Origin of the sequence: Pseudomonas sp. FGI182 (genome assembly GCF_000511325.1) — a bacterium.
Lineage (GTDB): Bacteria > Pseudomonadota > Gammaproteobacteria > Pseudomonadales > Pseudomonadaceae > Aquipseudomonas > Aquipseudomonas putida_Z.
Map to the genome: position 1 here is coordinate 92,701 of NZ_CP007012.1, position 13,964 is coordinate 106,664.

The 13,964-nt window shown below is 63.4% G+C and carries 13 protein-coding genes; 6 read left to right on the plus strand and 7 right to left on the minus strand.

The genetic code is table 11. The features are described 5' to 3' along the window. Nucleotides 1-139: 139 nt before the first annotated feature. Nucleotides 140-1,921 carry a KinB sensor domain-containing domain gene (locus C163_RS00450; protein ID WP_025337230.1) on the minus strand — a complete coding sequence of 594 codons (1,782 nt, stop codon included), beginning with the start codon at nucleotides 1,919-1,921 and terminating at the stop codon, nucleotides 140-142. After that, nucleotides 1,918-3,264 (minus strand): sigma-54-dependent response regulator transcription factor AlgB, encoded by a 1,347-nt coding sequence (gene algB / locus C163_RS00455; RefSeq protein ID WP_025337231.1) that lies wholly within the window; start codon nucleotides 3,262-3,264, stop codon nucleotides 1,918-1,920. The genes C163_RS00450 and algB overlap by 4 nt, the downstream gene beginning before the upstream one ends. 213 nt (nucleotides 3,265-3,477) lie before the next feature. On the opposite strand from algB, the gene C163_RS00460 reads away from it, so the two are divergent. The 6 genes from C163_RS00460 to C163_RS00485 all read left to right on the plus strand — a co-directional run bounded on the left by C163_RS00460 (nucleotide 3,478) and on the right by C163_RS00485 (nucleotide 9,016). Next, complete coding sequence (locus C163_RS00460; protein WP_025337232.1) at nucleotides 3,478-4,299, plus strand: BON domain-containing protein; 822 nt, start codon at nucleotides 3,478-3,480, stop codon at nucleotides 4,297-4,299. 174 nt (nucleotides 4,300-4,473) lie between these two features. Next, nucleotides 4,474-4,764 carry a hypothetical protein gene (locus tag C163_RS00465; protein WP_025337233.1) on the plus strand — a complete coding sequence of 97 codons (291 nt, stop codon included), beginning with the start codon at nucleotides 4,474-4,476 and terminating at the stop codon, nucleotides 4,762-4,764. Between the two features lie 41 nt (nucleotides 4,765-4,805). Then, nucleotides 4,806-4,967 carry a DUF1328 domain-containing protein gene (locus C163_RS26045; protein WP_003252966.1) on the plus strand — a complete coding sequence of 54 codons (162 nt, stop codon included), beginning with the start codon at nucleotides 4,806-4,808 and terminating at the stop codon, nucleotides 4,965-4,967. Between the two features lie 2 nt (nucleotides 4,968-4,969). Continuing rightward, the gene (locus C163_RS00475; protein ID WP_025337234.1) at nucleotides 4,970-5,440 is read left to right on the plus strand and encodes an inhibitor of vertebrate lysozyme family protein; all 471 of its coding nucleotides are present in this window, start codon (nucleotides 4,970-4,972) and stop codon (nucleotides 5,438-5,440) included. Between the two features lie 746 nt (nucleotides 5,441-6,186). Further along, nucleotides 6,187-7,515 (plus strand): glutamate/aspartate:proton symporter GltP, encoded by a 1,329-nt coding sequence (gltP, locus tag C163_RS00480; RefSeq protein ID WP_025337235.1) that lies wholly within the window; start codon nucleotides 6,187-6,189, stop codon nucleotides 7,513-7,515. A gap of 271 nt (nucleotides 7,516-7,786) precedes the next feature. Beyond that, nucleotides 7,787-9,016: a nucleoside recognition domain-containing protein gene (locus C163_RS00485; RefSeq protein ID WP_025337236.1), complete on the plus strand. Its 1,230-nt coding sequence runs from the start codon at nucleotides 7,787-7,789 to the stop codon at nucleotides 9,014-9,016. A gap of 157 nt (nucleotides 9,017-9,173) precedes the next feature. Here C163_RS00485 and C163_RS00490 read toward each other — a convergent pair whose 3' ends face one another. The 5 genes from C163_RS00490 to C163_RS00510 all read right to left on the minus strand — a co-directional run bounded on the left by C163_RS00490 (nucleotide 9,174) and on the right by C163_RS00510 (nucleotide 13,891). Continuing rightward, nucleotides 9,174-9,791: an ABC-type transport auxiliary lipoprotein family protein gene (locus tag C163_RS00490; RefSeq protein WP_025337237.1), complete on the minus strand. Its 618-nt coding sequence runs from the start codon at nucleotides 9,789-9,791 to the stop codon at nucleotides 9,174-9,176. After that, on the minus strand, nucleotides 9,788-10,726 hold the full coding sequence (locus C163_RS00495) for an MlaD family protein (RefSeq protein WP_025337238.1): 939 nt from the start codon (nucleotides 10,724-10,726) through the stop codon (nucleotides 9,788-9,790). Before C163_RS00495 ends, C163_RS00490 begins: the two co-directional genes overlap by 4 nt. Nucleotides 10,727-10,729: 3 nt before the next feature. After that, nucleotides 10,730-11,521, minus strand: coding sequence for an ABC transporter ATP-binding protein (locus C163_RS00500; protein ID WP_015268492.1), 792 nt, complete (start codon nucleotides 11,519-11,521; stop codon nucleotides 10,730-10,732). After that, the gene (locus C163_RS00505; protein ID WP_025337239.1) at nucleotides 11,518-12,651 is read right to left on the minus strand and encodes an ABC transporter permease; all 1,134 of its coding nucleotides are present in this window, start codon (nucleotides 12,649-12,651) and stop codon (nucleotides 11,518-11,520) included. The genes C163_RS00500 and C163_RS00505 overlap by 4 nt, the downstream gene beginning before the upstream one ends. 217 nt (nucleotides 12,652-12,868) lie before the next feature. After that, nucleotides 12,869-13,891 (minus strand): DUF5924 family protein, encoded by a 1,023-nt coding sequence (locus C163_RS00510; protein ID WP_025337240.1) that lies wholly within the window; start codon nucleotides 13,889-13,891, stop codon nucleotides 12,869-12,871. Nucleotides 13,892-13,964: the final 73 nt, after the last annotated feature.

Consider the following 13,964-nt stretch of genomic DNA (forward strand, 5'->3'; position numbering starts at 1 on the left):
TCTCTGTAGGAGCGGCCTTGTGTCGCGATAGGGCTGCGGAGCAGCCCCAGCAATTTGTGCACTGGTGCTGAAATCCTGGGGCCGCTTGGCGGCCCTATCGCGACACAAGGCCGCTCCTACAGAGGGCAGTCACAGGCCGTCAGACCGGCAGTGCCATGTAGAACTGGGTCCCCTGCCCCGGTCTGGAAAACACGCCCATGCGCCCGCCATGCAGTTGCACGATCTCTTTGCACAACGCCAGCCCCAGCCCCGCGCCGCCTTTCTTGCGCCCTACCTGCACGAAGGGCTCGAAGATGCGCCCCTGTTGCCCATAGGCAATGCCCTCTCCGTTGTCCTCGACACTGATGATCACCCGCTCCGCATGCCGTCGTGCATGCAAGCGGATACGCCCGCCGCTGGCGGTATGGCGGATGGCGTTGTGCAACAGGTTGTCCAGCACCCGGTCGAGTTGGGCGACGTCGGCCTGGATACGCGGTAGCGGCGGCTCCAGCTCCGTGATCAGCTCGATCTGCTTGTACACCGCCGGCTCGGCAAAGCGCTGTTGTGCACGCTCCAGCAATTCGTCGATGGCGCAGGGAGCCAGCTCGAGCTTCTGCATCCCGCTCTGGTAGCGGCTGAAGTTGAGCAGGTCGTTGATCAACTGGGTCAGGCGCTGCATTTCCTCGCCGATGGTTTCCAGCAGGTCATGTTCGCGCGCCTCGGGCGGAAACTTGAGCCGCTCACGCAACAGGCCGAAGGCCATGTGCATGCCGGTCACCGGGGTGCGCAGCTCATGGGAAGCACGCAGCACGAATTCGCTGCGCACGCGTTCGAAGGCTCGCTGCTCGGTTACATCGTGCAGCACCATCACCGCGCCCAGGATCGGCCCTTGCGGGTGGCTGACCGGAGTCAGGCTGTAGGCGAGCAGGCGCGTTTCGTCATCGACCTCCATGTTCAGGTCGTCCGGCTGGCGGTCGAGGTTGCCGCCGCGCAGTACCTGGCGTAGCTGCTGCTCCAGCTCCGGGCGCTGCAGGGCTTCGGCCAGGCTGCTGCCCACGCGGCTATCGTTCCAGCCCAGCTGGCGTTGCGCCACCGGGTTGAGGTGCTCCAGCCGGCCTTGGCGGTCGATGATCAGCAGGCCATCGTCAATGCTGTCCAGTACCGCCTGCAAGCGTTGCTGGCCGGCCAGCAGTTCATCGACGTTGGTGGCCTGGTGCTTGCGCAAGGCATCGGCCATCAGGCCGAAGCGGCGGGTCAGCTGGTTAAGTTCGGTGGCCTGGGTGACCGGCAGGGTTACGTCGAAATTACCCTTGCCGAGTTGGTCGGCCGCTATGGCCAAGGCTTCGATCGGCTGGCCGAAGCGCCGGGCAATGTTGTGCGCGGTGATGAAGCCCAGCACCAGCACCACCAAGCCCATCAGGCCAAGTACGCCGCTGACCAGCAAGGCGTGGTCGCGGGTGTGCTCCTCGCTGCGGGTGATGTGCTCCAAGGCCTGCTTGTGGGAATCGATCAGGTCGGTGCGGACCTGGTTGAACGCGGCCCCCAGTGGTTGTTCAACCCCCATGCTGCGCGAAGGCGCCGGGCTGTCGCGGTAGGCCTGGAGAAAAGCCTGGTAATTGCTGCTGGCCTTGCTGAAGCCGGTGCGCTCGCCACCTTGGTCCAGCCCTTGGTTGAGCAGGGTCTGGAAGTTGTCCTGCAGCAGCCGCAGGTTTTCCGGGGCGGTCTCGTCATCGAGGATCAGGGTCAACTGTTCGCCAAGGTTCTGGCGCAACTTCAGCCCGATTTCCAGGGCGTGGGTGGTATCGCGCACCAGTCGCTGTTGCACCGTGGCCATCTGCAGCACGCTGACCAGGCCCAGCAGCAGCCCGAGCAGGGCCACGGTGACCAGCGCCGAAATGCTGAGGAAAAGCCGCGTGCGCAGCTTCATGGGCGGCCACCTCATAGGTTGTACTGCTTGCGCTTGCGGTACAGGGTGGAGGCATCGATCCCCAGGGTCTTGGCGGCTTGGTCCAGGGTGTCGCTTGCGGCGAGCACCGCACCGATGTGGGCGCGTTCCAGCTCATCCAGGCTCAGCGCGGCGCCAACCCGCGGGGCATTGCCTGCGGGCTGCTCGCCCATGCCCAGGTGGCTGATTTCCACGCGTTCCTGCGGGCAGATGATGCTGGCCCGCTCCACCACGTTGCGTAATTCGCGAATGTTGCCGGGCCAGCGGTAGTTGAGCAGGGCCGTACGGGCTTCGTCACTGAAGCCGCGGGCAGGCCGGGAGTATTCCTTGACGAAGCGGGCGAGAAAGCGGTCGGCCAAGGTCAGGATGTCTTCACTGCGCTCGCGCAGGGGCGGCAGGTGCAGGGTGATGACGTTCAGGCGATACAGCAGGTCTTCGCGGAAGCGGCTTTCACGCACCATCTCTTCGAGGTTGAGGTTGGTGGCGGCGAGAATCCGCACATCGGCGCGACGGGTGACCGGGTCGCCGACGCGCTCGTATTCCTTGTCCTGGATGAAGCGCAGCAGTTTGGGCTGCAAGGTCAGTGGGAAATCGCCGATCTCGTCGAGGAACAGCGTGCCCCCATCAGCCTGGTTGACTCGCCCCAGGGTGCTTTCGCTGGCGCCGGTGAAGGCACCGCGGGTGTGACCGAATAGCTCGCTTTCCATCAGCTCGGCGTTCAGTGACGGGCAGTTGATGGTCACGCAGGATTTGCGCGCGCGCTTGCTCCAGCCGTGGATGGCCCGGGCCAGCTCACCTTTACCTGTGCCCGACTCGCCAAGGATGAGGATGTTGGCGTCGGTGGTAGCGACCTGGCGGGCGGTTTCCAGTACCGCCATCATGGCCGGGCTGTGCGAGTCGAGGCCGTCCTTGGGTTTGCGTACTTCACCTTCCAGGGCCTCCAGGCGCGCGGAAAGCTGGCGCACTTCCAACTGCTTGGAGGTAGCCAGGCGCAGCTGGTCGGGGCTGCACGGTTTGACCAGGTAATCGGCGGCGCCTGCCTGGATCGCGTCTACCGCCGTATCGATCGCCGAGTGTGCGGTGACGATCACCACCCGCATCCATGGGGCCTGGATACGCATCTGCGCCAGCACATCGAGGCCGTTGTCCTCGCCCAGGCGCAAATCGAGGAAGCACAGGTCGAATACCTGGCGCTGCAGCAGGGCTTCGGCCTGAGCAGCGCTGTTGGCCGTCGCCACGCTATAGCCCTCGTCCTCCAGGCAGTAGCGGAAGGTGCGCAGGATCGCGGACTCGTCATCCACCAGCAGAATGCGGCCTTGGTTGTCCTGGGCTGACTCCATGTGCTGCGCTCCTTTAGGAAAGATCTTCATTTAGTGTGGGAAAAATCGGGCAAGTTGCATGGTCCATTGTGAAGGAACCTGTCCTTTGCATGCTAGCAAATGGCCAATCAACGCTTGGAAGGCCGCGATATCCCGATGATTTCTTTAGAGGTCCACGGTGGCACATTGGTTGCGAGGATTTTTAGCTTTTGCTCTACAAAAGGAGGCACTGCCATGTCCTTTTCCATTCGCACCGCCGTGTTGGCAACCACCCTGCTGCCGATGTTCACCCCGGCATTCGCCGGCCCGGTGCAGGACGCCCGCCTGGAGGGGGCCCTGCAAACTGCCCTGTCGCTGAACCGCATGCTCGACCCGTTCCGTATCCAGGTCGAGGTGGACGGCAAGCAGGCGCGGCTTTCCGGTGAGGTGGAGAACGACGTCGAGCGCCAGCTGGCCGAGCATGTGGCGCTGGCTACCCGTGGCATCGAGCAAGTCGACAACCAGCTGCGGGTCAATGCCCAGCTGGTGGAGCGCCCGCTGGCGCTGCGTGCCTATGCCCAGCGCCTGGAGGATGCCACCCTGGCCGCGGTGATCCGTGCGCGGCTGCTATGGAGCCGCACCACCGAGAAGGCGCCTATAGATGTACAGAGCAGCGAAGGTGTGGTGACCCTGCGCGGCAAGGTCGACAGTGCCGAGGCCAAGGAGCTGGCCGGCGTGGTGGCGCGTACCACCGAGGGTGTGCACCTGGTCAACAACCTGGTCAGCCTCGATAGCGCCGCCATGGCCAAGGCCCGGGAAACCCCGGTGGGGACGCCGACTGGGCCGCAACCGAGCGACAGCTGGATCATCGACAAGATCCAGAACAGCTACCGCTTCAGCCGTAACCTCGATGGCCTGAACCTGAAAGTGGCCAGCGAGGAGGGTTTGGTACGGCTTTCGGGCGAGGTGGTCAGCAGCGAGCAGAAAACCATTGCCGTGGAAATCGCCCGGCAGATCATCGGCGTGCGCGGGGTGGATGCCGACCTGCTCAAGGTGGCGACCAAGGTCGAGGGCTGATCGTGCAATTCGCACGACGGCCCGGGCGGCATCGTGCAGGATACGTCCTTGCTGGTTTTGCAGGATTCACATAACTATATGATTTAAATGAATTTTATTTGATTCGTAAGGCTGGCATGCAGGCTGCAATTACCTGTTCAGGTTTGAACAAGAATTACAGCAGGAGGAGCCGGCATGACCCGCCAATCCGTCAACCGCTTGCAGAGCGCTGCACTGCCCCTGAGCCAGGTGCTTTCACTCGGCCTGGCGCTGTTGCTGACCTTGGCCGCTGGCCTCTTCTATTACAGCTGGCAGACCGCGCGCCTGACCGAGCAAGTGGCGGCGCAGACCGCCCTGTTGACGCAGATTCAGGCAACCCGTGCCAATACCTTGGTCAAGGCCGCCGACCCGCTTCCAACTGGCCAGGCCACCGCGTCGCCGGCCACCCTGGAAAGGGTCGTACCCCAGGACCGCTGGGTGTTCTGACCGCTGGCCTTAACGATTTCAAAAAAGAAAGGAGAACCACCATGCTGAGTTGGGCTATCACTTTCCTCATCATCGCCATTGTCGCCGCCGTACTGGGCTTCGGTGGTATCGCGGGCGCTGCCACCGGTATCGCGAAGATTCTGTTCATTGTCTTCCTGGTGCTGTTCGTAGCCTCCTTCTTCTTTGGACGTGGACGAGGTTGAAGATGGGCAGGAAGCGTTGGACATCCCTGGCTGCCGCCCTGTTACTGGGCGGCAGTGCGGCGGCGATGGCGGCCAATGACGGCCAGGTCCGGGTCGACCAGCTGCTCGGCTCGGACCCGGAGTACCGGGAAACCTGGCAGGACACGATTGAAGGCGAGGAACGTCTGCCTGATTGGGTGGTCAATCTGACCGGCAGTGCCCAGCAGCAGATGTCTGCCGTTACCGAAGACGGCGACAAGTACTTGGTCGGCCCATTGTGCGAACGCCAGGACAACTGCACCTACAAGCGCCTGATCGTGGCGTTCAGCTGGGACAAGGACGATGCCTACGGGATGCTCGTGGAGGTACCCGAAGGTTTGCCGAGCGACAAGTCGCCCACCCGTCACGCGCAGTACCGCTGGCTGGGTAAGCCGGACGACGGCATGAAGGCGATGCTGCAGGAGCAGCTCAAGCGTGACCCGAACTGGTACTGAGCATTTGCACCCGGTACGGAGGAAAGGTCATGCACTGTCACGAAATAGAAGCTGAACCTTTCTATATTTTCAGCCTTCTATGATGCGCCGCCCCGAGGAGGGGCTGCACATGACCAAGGGGCCGGGCTGTTCTGATTGTTGCAGGATCGGAGTGGCCTAGGGGTACAGGGAGTGCCTCCAGCAATGGGCCGGGTCAGGAAAGGCGGAATCGGAAGTTTCAGGTCGGCGATGCCATAGGGGCATCTGACCAGACCTGGCTTCCGAGGAGCCATGTAGGAAACGTCTCTTCCCTGCGCGATTTTCTCTTCGAGACACATTTTGTCTCGACCGTACATCAATTTTTTTTCGATCAGCCTGGCGCTTGTTCAAGTGGCATTTCGGCCATTCGGATTGTCGAACAAGCCATCGCCCCTGTCCTTTTTACCCTGCCAAATCTGCCTAAATATGGCGGTTTGGTCTTGTTCGGGATTCCGAACGTTGTAAATCAAGCACTTGCGAACCTCCCGTTTTGGTCAAAAATGTTATGCATAAACGGCATGGGGTATGCGCTTCCGGCATTAGATTTCCCCCTTTGCCATCGCAATAGTTGCCGCCTTTTTCGCCGGCCCGAGCGCCCTGTCGCTCGCCTGCGGTGTCCTTACATGAAGGTGCCGGACGGAAGCATCTGCTGCTCGTGACCTAGCCAACGGCTCTGTTACGCGCGTTTCCGTTGGGTGCCCATGACCACTAGAACAAAGGGTAAAGACATGAAGAAGGCAAAACTGAGCCTCGCCTGGCAGATCGTCATCGGTCTGGTCCTGGGTGTTGCAATCGGCGCGCTACTGAATCATTTCAGTGCAGAAAAGGCATGGTGGATCAGCAACGTCCTCCAGCCCGCTGGTGACATCTTCATTCGCCTGATCAAGATGATCGTCGTCCCGATCGTGATTTCGTCGCTGATCGTGGGTATCGCCGGGGTTGGCGACGCGAAGAAACTGGGCAGCATCGGCCTGAAGACCATCATCTACTTCGAAGTGGTGACCACCATCGCCATCGTCGTGGGCCTGGTGTTGGCCAACCTGTTCCACCCGGGCGCCGGCATCGACATGAGCACCCTGGGTACCGTGGACATCTCCAAGTACCAGGCTACCGCGGCCGAAGTGCAGCATGAGCACGCGTTCATCGAAACCCTGCTGAACCTGATCCCGTCGAACATCTTCGCAGCGCTGATGCGTGGCGAAATGCTGCCGATCATCTTCTTCTCGGTAATGTTCGGCCTGGGCCTGTCGAGCCTGCAGGCAGAGCTGCGCGACCCGCTGGTGCGTACCTTCCAGGCGGTTTCCGAGACCATGTTCAAGGTCACCCACATGATCATGAACTACGCCCCTATCGGCGTGTTCGCCCTGATCGCCGTGACCGTCGCCAACTTCGGTTTCAGCTCGCTGCTGCCGCTGGCCAAGCTGGTGCTGCTGGTGTACTTCGCCATCGCCTTCTTCGCCTTCATGGTGCTGGGCCTGGTTGCCCGCCTGTTCGGCTTCTCGGTGATCAAGATCATGCGCATCATGAAAGATGAGCTGATCCTCGCCTACTCCACCTCCAGCTCGGAGACCGTGCTGCCGCGCGTGATCGAGAAGATGGAGAAGTACGGTGCACCGAAGTCGATCTGCTCGTTCGTGGTACCGACCGGCTACTCGTTCAACCTCGACGGCTCGACCCTGTACCAGAGCATCGCGGCCATCTTCATTGCCCAGCTGTATGGTATCGACCTGTCCTGGAGCCAGCAGCTGCTGCTGGTGCTGACCCTGATGGTCACTTCCAAGGGTATCGCTGGCGTACCGGGTGTTTCCTTCGTGGTGCTGCTGGCCACCCTGGGCAGCGTGGGTATCCCGCTGGAAGGCCTGGCCTTCATCGCCGGTGTCGACCGCATCATGGACATGGCCCGTACCGCCTTGAACGTTGTGGGTAACGCTCTGGCAGCCCTGGTCATCGCCCGCTGGGAGGGTATGTACGACGCCGCCAAGGGCGAGAAGTACTACGCCTCGCTGATGGCCGGCAAACAGGAAGCGGCCATGGTTGGCGAAGCTGCCAAGCGCTGAGCCTGACTGCTGTTTGACCCAAAGCCCCGACTTGTCGGGGCTTTTTGTTGCCTGTGAGATCTTGGGAGCCAATTGCGAACCCTTGTAGGAGCGGCCTTGTGTCGCGAAAGGGCCGCAGAGCGGCCCCGGCAATTTGTGCAGCGGAGCTGAAATCTTGGGGGGCGCTGCGCACCCCTTTCGCGACACAAGGCCGCTCCTACAAAGGATCGCGATCGCCAGTCACAGGCCCCGATACGCTATCATTCGGGCATTTTTCAGGGGGAACACACGGATGCTCAACGGCCTTTGGCTTGGCTTTTTCCTGGTGGCGGCAGTGTCCGCCCTGGCCCAATGGCTGGTAGGCGGCAACGCCGGCATCTTCGCGGCGATGGTCGAGAGCATCTTCGCCATGGCCAAGCTGTCGGTCGAGGTGATGGTGCTGCTGTTCGGCACGCTGACCCTGTGGCTGGGCTTTCTAAAGATCGCCGAGAAGGCTGGCATCGTCGAGTGGCTGGCCAAGGTGCTCGGCCCGCTGTTTGCCCGGCTGATGCCGGAAGTCCCGCCCGGCCACCCGGCCCTGGGCCTGATCACCATGAACTTCGCCGCCAACGGCCTGGGCCTGGACAACGCCGCCACGCCGATCGGCCTGAAGGCCATGCGCGCACTGCAGGAGCTGAACCCCAGCAGCACCACGGCGAGCAACGCGCAGATCCTGTTCCTGGTGCTCAACGCCTCGTCGCTGACGCTGCTGCCGGTGACCATCTTCATGTACCGGGCCCAGCAAGGCGCGGCGGACCCGACCATGGTGTTCCTGCCCATCCTGCTGGCCACCAGCGTCTCGACCCTGGTCGGCCTGCTGTCGGTGGCGGTGATGCAGCGCCTGCGCCTGTGGGACCCGGTAGTGCTCGCCTACCTGATCCCCGGTGCCTTGCTGCTGGGCGGGTTCATGGCCTTTCTCGGCACCCTCTCGGCGGCCGCGCTGGCGAGCCTGTCGTCGATCCTGGGCAACCTCACGTTGTTTGGCGTGATCATCCTGTTCCTGGTAATCGGCGCCTTGACGCGGGTGAAGGTGTATGAAGCCTTTGTCGAAGGCGCCAAGGAAGGCTTCGATGTGGCGAAGGGCCTGTTGCCTTACCTGGTGGCGATGCTGGTGGCGGTGGGTGTATTGCGGGCCTCAGGCGCACTGGAGCTGGCCTTGGACGGCATTCGCCATGCGGTGACCTGGCTGGGCCTGGACACCCGCTTCGTCGAAGGCCTGCCCACGGCACTGGTCAAGCCGTTCTCCGGCAGTGCGGCGCGAGCGATGCTGATCGAGACCATGCAGACCCACGGTGTGGACAGCTTCCCGGCGCTGGTAGCGGCGACGATTCAGGGCAGTACCGAAACCACCTTCTACGTGCTGGCGGTTTACTTTGGTGCGGTGGGTATCCAGCGCGTGCGCCATGCCGTCGGTTGCGCATTGCTGGCGGAGTTTTCCGGTGTCATCGCAGCGATCTTCGTCTGCTACTGGTTCTTCGCCTGACTTATCTGCTTGGCATGCGCGGGCATTTGTAGGAGCGGCCTTGTGTCGCGACGGGGCGCGAAGCGGCCCCCGAATGTTAGCGTCAATGCAGAAATCGTCGGGGCCGCTTTGCGGCCCATCGCGACGCAAGGCCGCTCCTACAAAAGCAGGCAGGGCTTCAGTGAGCAGGAACGCTGGCTGCTTGCGCAATGGTCCAACTCACCACCTGCCCGGTCAGCTGGTCGCAGGCCTTCCCGAAGCCGGCAACCACCGCTGACACCTGCTTGTCGGCCAGCGGCTGGCGGATTTCGAAGCGTTTGCTGGCCAGAATGCGCTGGCTGCGGCCCTGGACCAGGCGTGCGTCATAGCGGATCACTACCTCCACCGCCCCGCCCTCGCGGTATTCGGTCTGGAACGCCTGCAGCTCGCCAGCCAGCTCGTAGTCGGCCTGCAGGTTGCTGTCGTCGGCGCTAAGGCGCTGTACCTGGCCGTCACGCTGGAAACCGTCGAGCAGGCGGTTGCGCAGCAGCACCGGTACTGCGTCGCTCCAGCGCGCGCCTTTGTAGCTGCTGACCACATCGCCCTGGGGAATCACGGCAATCCGTGGCCCGGCCAGCACTTCGCTGGCCAGCGGCTTGTTCAGGCGCAATGACCAGTCCAGCGCCGGCGCCGTCCGGCCGGGCTGGTTCACCGGCAGACGGTACAGGTCGAAGGGCTCGCTCTGCGGCAGGATCGAGCAGGCACTGGCCAGGCTCAGTGCGGCCGCCAGGGCCAGCAGGCGCAGCGACGGTTTCATGGTTGGAACTCCTTGTTGTTGTCGCGGCCGAGCAGGTAGCCGCTAGGGTCGGCCTCCAGTTGCCGGGAAATGCCTTTGAGTGCATTGAGGGTTTCGCGCAGCTCGCGAATCGCTGGGGTCAGCTGGTTCAGGCCCTGGGCACCGTCGCCGATGGCTTCGCGGTTGTCCTCGAGCAGGCGGTTGATGGTGGCGGTGCTCTCGGCCAGTGACTGCATGGCCTGCTCGGCGCTGCCGATTGCCTGCTTGCCTTCGCTGCCCAGCAGGCCGTTGGCATTGCGCATCAGTGCCTGGGTTTCGGCCAGGGTGGCGCTGGCCTGCTTGCCCACCTGCACCAGTTGCTCGATGGCCTGGGTGATGCTGCCGTGCTGGCCAGCGAAGGCGCCGGTGGTCTTGTCGAGGTTGGACAGGGTGTTGCTGAGGTGGTCGATGTTGTCCTCGGAAAACATCTGGTTGGCGTTGTGCAGCAGCAGGTTGATGTTGGTCACCAGGTCGCTGCTGTCATTGAGCAGGCGCGAGATTGGCGAGGGCGATGCGATGATCACCGGCAGCTTGCCGTCCTTGCCTTTCAACTCGGGGCTTTGCGGGGTGCCCCCGCTGAGCTGGATGAACGAGTTGCCGGTCACGCCGGCCAGGGTCAGCTTGGCCTGGGTGTCTTCCTTAACCGGGGTGTCAGCGCTCAGGCGCACCCGTGCCAGTACCCGGCGCGGGTCTTTCGGGTCCAGGCGCAGGGTGGACACGTCGCCTACCTTGATGCCGTTGTACTGCACCGGGCTGCCACGGGACAGGCCGGAGACGGCTTCGTTGAACACCACTTCGTAGTCCTTGAAGGCGTCGTCGACACTGGACTTGGCCAGCCACAGGCCGAACAGCATGGCGCCGGCCACCACCAGGACGGTGACCAGGCCGATAAGAACGTGATGGGCTCGGGTTTCCATTGCTCAGCGCTCCTGCCCGGCACGGGTGGCGGCCTGCTCGGCTGCGCGCCCGCGTGGGCCATGAAAGTATTCTTGAATCCAGGCGTCGTTGGTCTGCTCGACCTCGGCCAGTGGGCCGGCCACCAGGACCTTCTTCTGCGACAGCACGGCGATGCGGTCGGTAATGGTGTACAGGGTGTCGAGGTCGTGGGTGATGAGGAACACCGACAGGCCCAGGGCGTCACGCAGGGTCAGGATCAACTGGTCGAAGGCGGCGGCGCCGATCGGGTCCAGGCCAGCGGTGGGTTCGTCGAGGAACAGGATGTCCGGGTCCAGTGCCAGGGCCCGGGCCAGCGCGGCGCGCTTGATCATGCCCCCCGACAGCGAGGCCGGGTACTTGTCAGCGGCCGAGATCGGCAGCCCGGCCAGGGCCAGCTTCACTCCGGCCAGGTGCTCGGCATCGGCACGGGACAGCCCGGCGTGCTCGATCAGCGGCAACGCCACGTTTTCGGTGACGGTCAGCGAAGAGAACAGCGCACCCTTCTGGAACAGCACGCCGAAGCGCCGCTCGACCAGTGAACGCTGCTCTTCGCGCAGGCCGGCCAGGTCCTGGCCGAACACCTTGATCTGCCCTTCGTCGGGCCGCCGCAGGCCGACGATGCTGCGCAGCAGCACCGACTTGCCGCTGCCCGACCCGCCAACCACGGCGAGGATCTCGCCGCGATACAGGTCGAGGTCGAGGTTTTCGTGCACGCTCTGGCGGCCGAAGCGGTTGCAGATGCCGCGGGCCTCGATCACGCGTTCCTGGCCACTCACCAGCCCATCTCCATGAAGAACAGTGCGGCCACCGCATCCAGCACGATGACCACGAATATCGACTGCACCACCGCCGAGGTGGTGTGTGCGCCCACCGATTCGGCGCTACCGCTGACCTTGAAGCCTTCCAGGCAGCCGATGGCGGCGATCAGGAAGGCGAAGAACGGTGCCTTGGCCAGGCCGACCAGGAAGTGCTGCACGCCGATGTCGCTTTGCAGCAGCGACAGGAACATGGCTGGCGAGATGTCCAGTGACAGCGCGCACACCACCGCACCGCCGACGATGCCGCAAATCATCGCGATGAAGGTCAGCAAGGGCAGCGAAATCAACAGCGCCAGTACGCGCGGTACCACCAGCATCTCCATGGGGTTCAGGCCAAGGGTGCGGATGGCATCGATTTCCTCGTTGGCCTTCATCGAGCCGATCTGCGCGGTGAACGCGCTGGCGGTGCGGCCGGCCATGAGGATAGCGGTCAGCAGCACGGCGAACTCGCGCAGGAACGAGAATGCCACCAGGTCGACGGTGAAGATGGTCGCACCGAAATCGGCCAGCACCGTGGCGCCGAGGAAGGCCACCACCGCGCCCACCAGGAAGGTCAGCAGGGCGACGATGGGCGCGGCGTCCAGGCCGGTCTGTTCGATGTGCGCCACGACCGGGGTGAAGCGCCAGCGATGAGGTTGCAGGGCGCGGCGCAGCAGGGTTTCGAGAATCAGGCCAACGAAGCCGAGCACCTGCATGGTGTCTTGCCACAAGGTACCGACGGCGCAGCCGATGCGTTCCAGCAGCAACAGCAGCACGTTACGCTCGGGTTCCTTGACCGGGATGCAGTAGTCCTGCACCGAGCAGTAGACGTTCTTGAGCAGGGCGCGGCTGGCTTCGGGCAGGCCGTGGGTGCAGCGCGACAGGCGCTCGGAGCCGAGCAGTTCGGCCAGCAGCGAGGCACCGGCGGTATCCAGGCGGCCTAGTTGGCTGAGGTCGGCGACGGTATCGGCAGCGTATTGCGCGCGCAGGCGCTCGCTCTCACGCTTGAGGCTGGCGTAGTGCGCCAGGGTCCAGTCACCGGTAATGCGCAGGCAGGCCGGTTGGCTACTGGTGTCCAGGGTGGCGCTGGGGGTGGTCATCGGCTCCATGCTACTGACTCGGCGCTAAGGCTTAGGGCCTGATCATAGCGCAGCGGGCATGGGCTGTTTGGTGATTATGTGCTGTGCGCGTATCTGCAGCAGGGACCTGTAGGAGCAGCCTTGTGCTGCGAAGGGGCCGCAAGCGCCGACTGGAATGGTCTGGCTGTACCGGCCCTTTCGCAGCACAAGGCTGCTCCTACACAGGGATTGCGCAAGGCAGGGATAACTACCCAGCCGGCGCTTCGTCGACCACCTTGAAGCGCAGCACGCCGATGACCTGCCCATCTTCGGTCAGTACCCTCACCTGCCACTTGCCCACCGGGTTCGGCGGGAAGTTCTGCTTGTGCGTCCAGGCCCGGTAGCCTTCCTTGCGCCCGCCGTGGATGTCCAAGGCAATGCGGTCGACTTCCTGGCCGTCCTTTTGCCACACATGGTAGATCCGCTCGTTCAGGCCGCGTGGCGCGTTGATCGCGGTATAGGCGTACAGGCCGCTGCTACGGATGCGGCTGGCAGCAATTTCGTCCAGCGAATCGCCCGGCTGGCGGTTCAGCACTTCGGTGCTGACCGCCACTTCGGTCATCCACAGGGTCGCTGGCGGCACCCAGGAACGCAGCAGCCAGCCCCCGCCGCCGACCGACAGGGTGACCAGCACCAGGGCCACGGCGCGGCGCCAGTTGTTGATCGGGAAGCTGCTGGCCAGGCTGGGGAACGACAGGGCCATGGCTGCAATCAGGGCCAGCTTGAAGCTTTGCGCTGTGGTCAGGTGCAGGATGATCGGCAGCGCGGTCAGCAGGGCGGCGAACAGGGTCAGGGTATGCAGCGCCAGGAACAACCAGCGCCGCGGTGCCAGCCACTTGTAGTACAACGGGTCGATGATCGAAATCAGCCCGGCGGCACCGAGCAGGCCGGTGAACACCAGTTGGCCGCTGTTCCAGGTGGTGGTGATGAAGAAGAACGGCAGTACGAAGAACAGTGATTCCTGGTGGATCATCTGCGTCGCGTAGCGCAGCAATGGCTGCGGTATTTCGCGGTTGAAGGTGCGCGCGAACAGGCCGGTGAGGGTGTTTTCCAGCATCAGCCAGAGCCAGCTGACCAGCATGAGCACAGCTACCCAGCTGGCCAGGCCAGCCTGACGGTCGACCAGGATGAAACTGCCGATGCCGGAGAGGAAACCACCGAGCGCGATGATGCCGGGGTAGCGTTTGAGCAGTTCGATGATGCGCTGGACGATGTGGGGGATTTGGGGCATTGGGGGCTACAACAGAAAGGATATGGTGGCTGTGCCGGCCTCTTCGCGGGTGAACCCGCTCCCACAGGGACCG

Excerpts from the sequence above, each read along its gene's own strand:
- C163_RS00450 (WP_025337230.1), bottom strand. The coding sequence starts at position 1,921 with ATGAGGTGGCCGCCCATGAAGCTGCGCACGCGGCTTTTCCTCAGCATT.
- algB (WP_025337231.1), bottom strand. The coding sequence starts at position 3,264 with ATGGAGTCAGCCCAGGACAACCAAGGCCGCATTCTGCTGGTGGATGAC.
- C163_RS00460 (WP_025337232.1), top strand. The coding sequence starts at position 3,478 with ATGTCCTTTTCCATTCGCACCGCCGTGTTGGCAACCACCCTGCTGCCG.
- C163_RS00465 (WP_025337233.1), top strand. The coding sequence starts at position 4,474 with ATGACCCGCCAATCCGTCAACCGCTTGCAGAGCGCTGCACTGCCCCTG.
- C163_RS26045 (WP_003252966.1), top strand. The coding sequence starts at position 4,806 with ATGCTGAGTTGGGCTATCACTTTCCTCATCATCGCCATTGTCGCCGCC.
- C163_RS00475 (WP_025337234.1), top strand. The coding sequence starts at position 4,970 with ATGGGCAGGAAGCGTTGGACATCCCTGGCTGCCGCCCTGTTACTGGGC.
- gltP (WP_025337235.1), top strand. The coding sequence starts at position 6,187 with ATGAAGAAGGCAAAACTGAGCCTCGCCTGGCAGATCGTCATCGGTCTG.
- C163_RS00485 (WP_025337236.1), top strand. The coding sequence starts at position 7,787 with ATGCTCAACGGCCTTTGGCTTGGCTTTTTCCTGGTGGCGGCAGTGTCC.
- C163_RS00490 (WP_025337237.1), bottom strand. The coding sequence starts at position 9,791 with ATGAAACCGTCGCTGCGCCTGCTGGCCCTGGCGGCCGCACTGAGCCTG.
- C163_RS00495 (WP_025337238.1), bottom strand. The coding sequence starts at position 10,726 with ATGGAAACCCGAGCCCATCACGTTCTTATCGGCCTGGTCACCGTCCTG.
- C163_RS00505 (WP_025337239.1), bottom strand. The coding sequence starts at position 12,651 with ATGGAGCCGATGACCACCCCCAGCGCCACCCTGGACACCAGTAGCCAA.
- C163_RS00510 (WP_025337240.1), bottom strand. The coding sequence starts at position 13,891 with ATGCCCCAAATCCCCCACATCGTCCAGCGCATCATCGAACTGCTCAAA.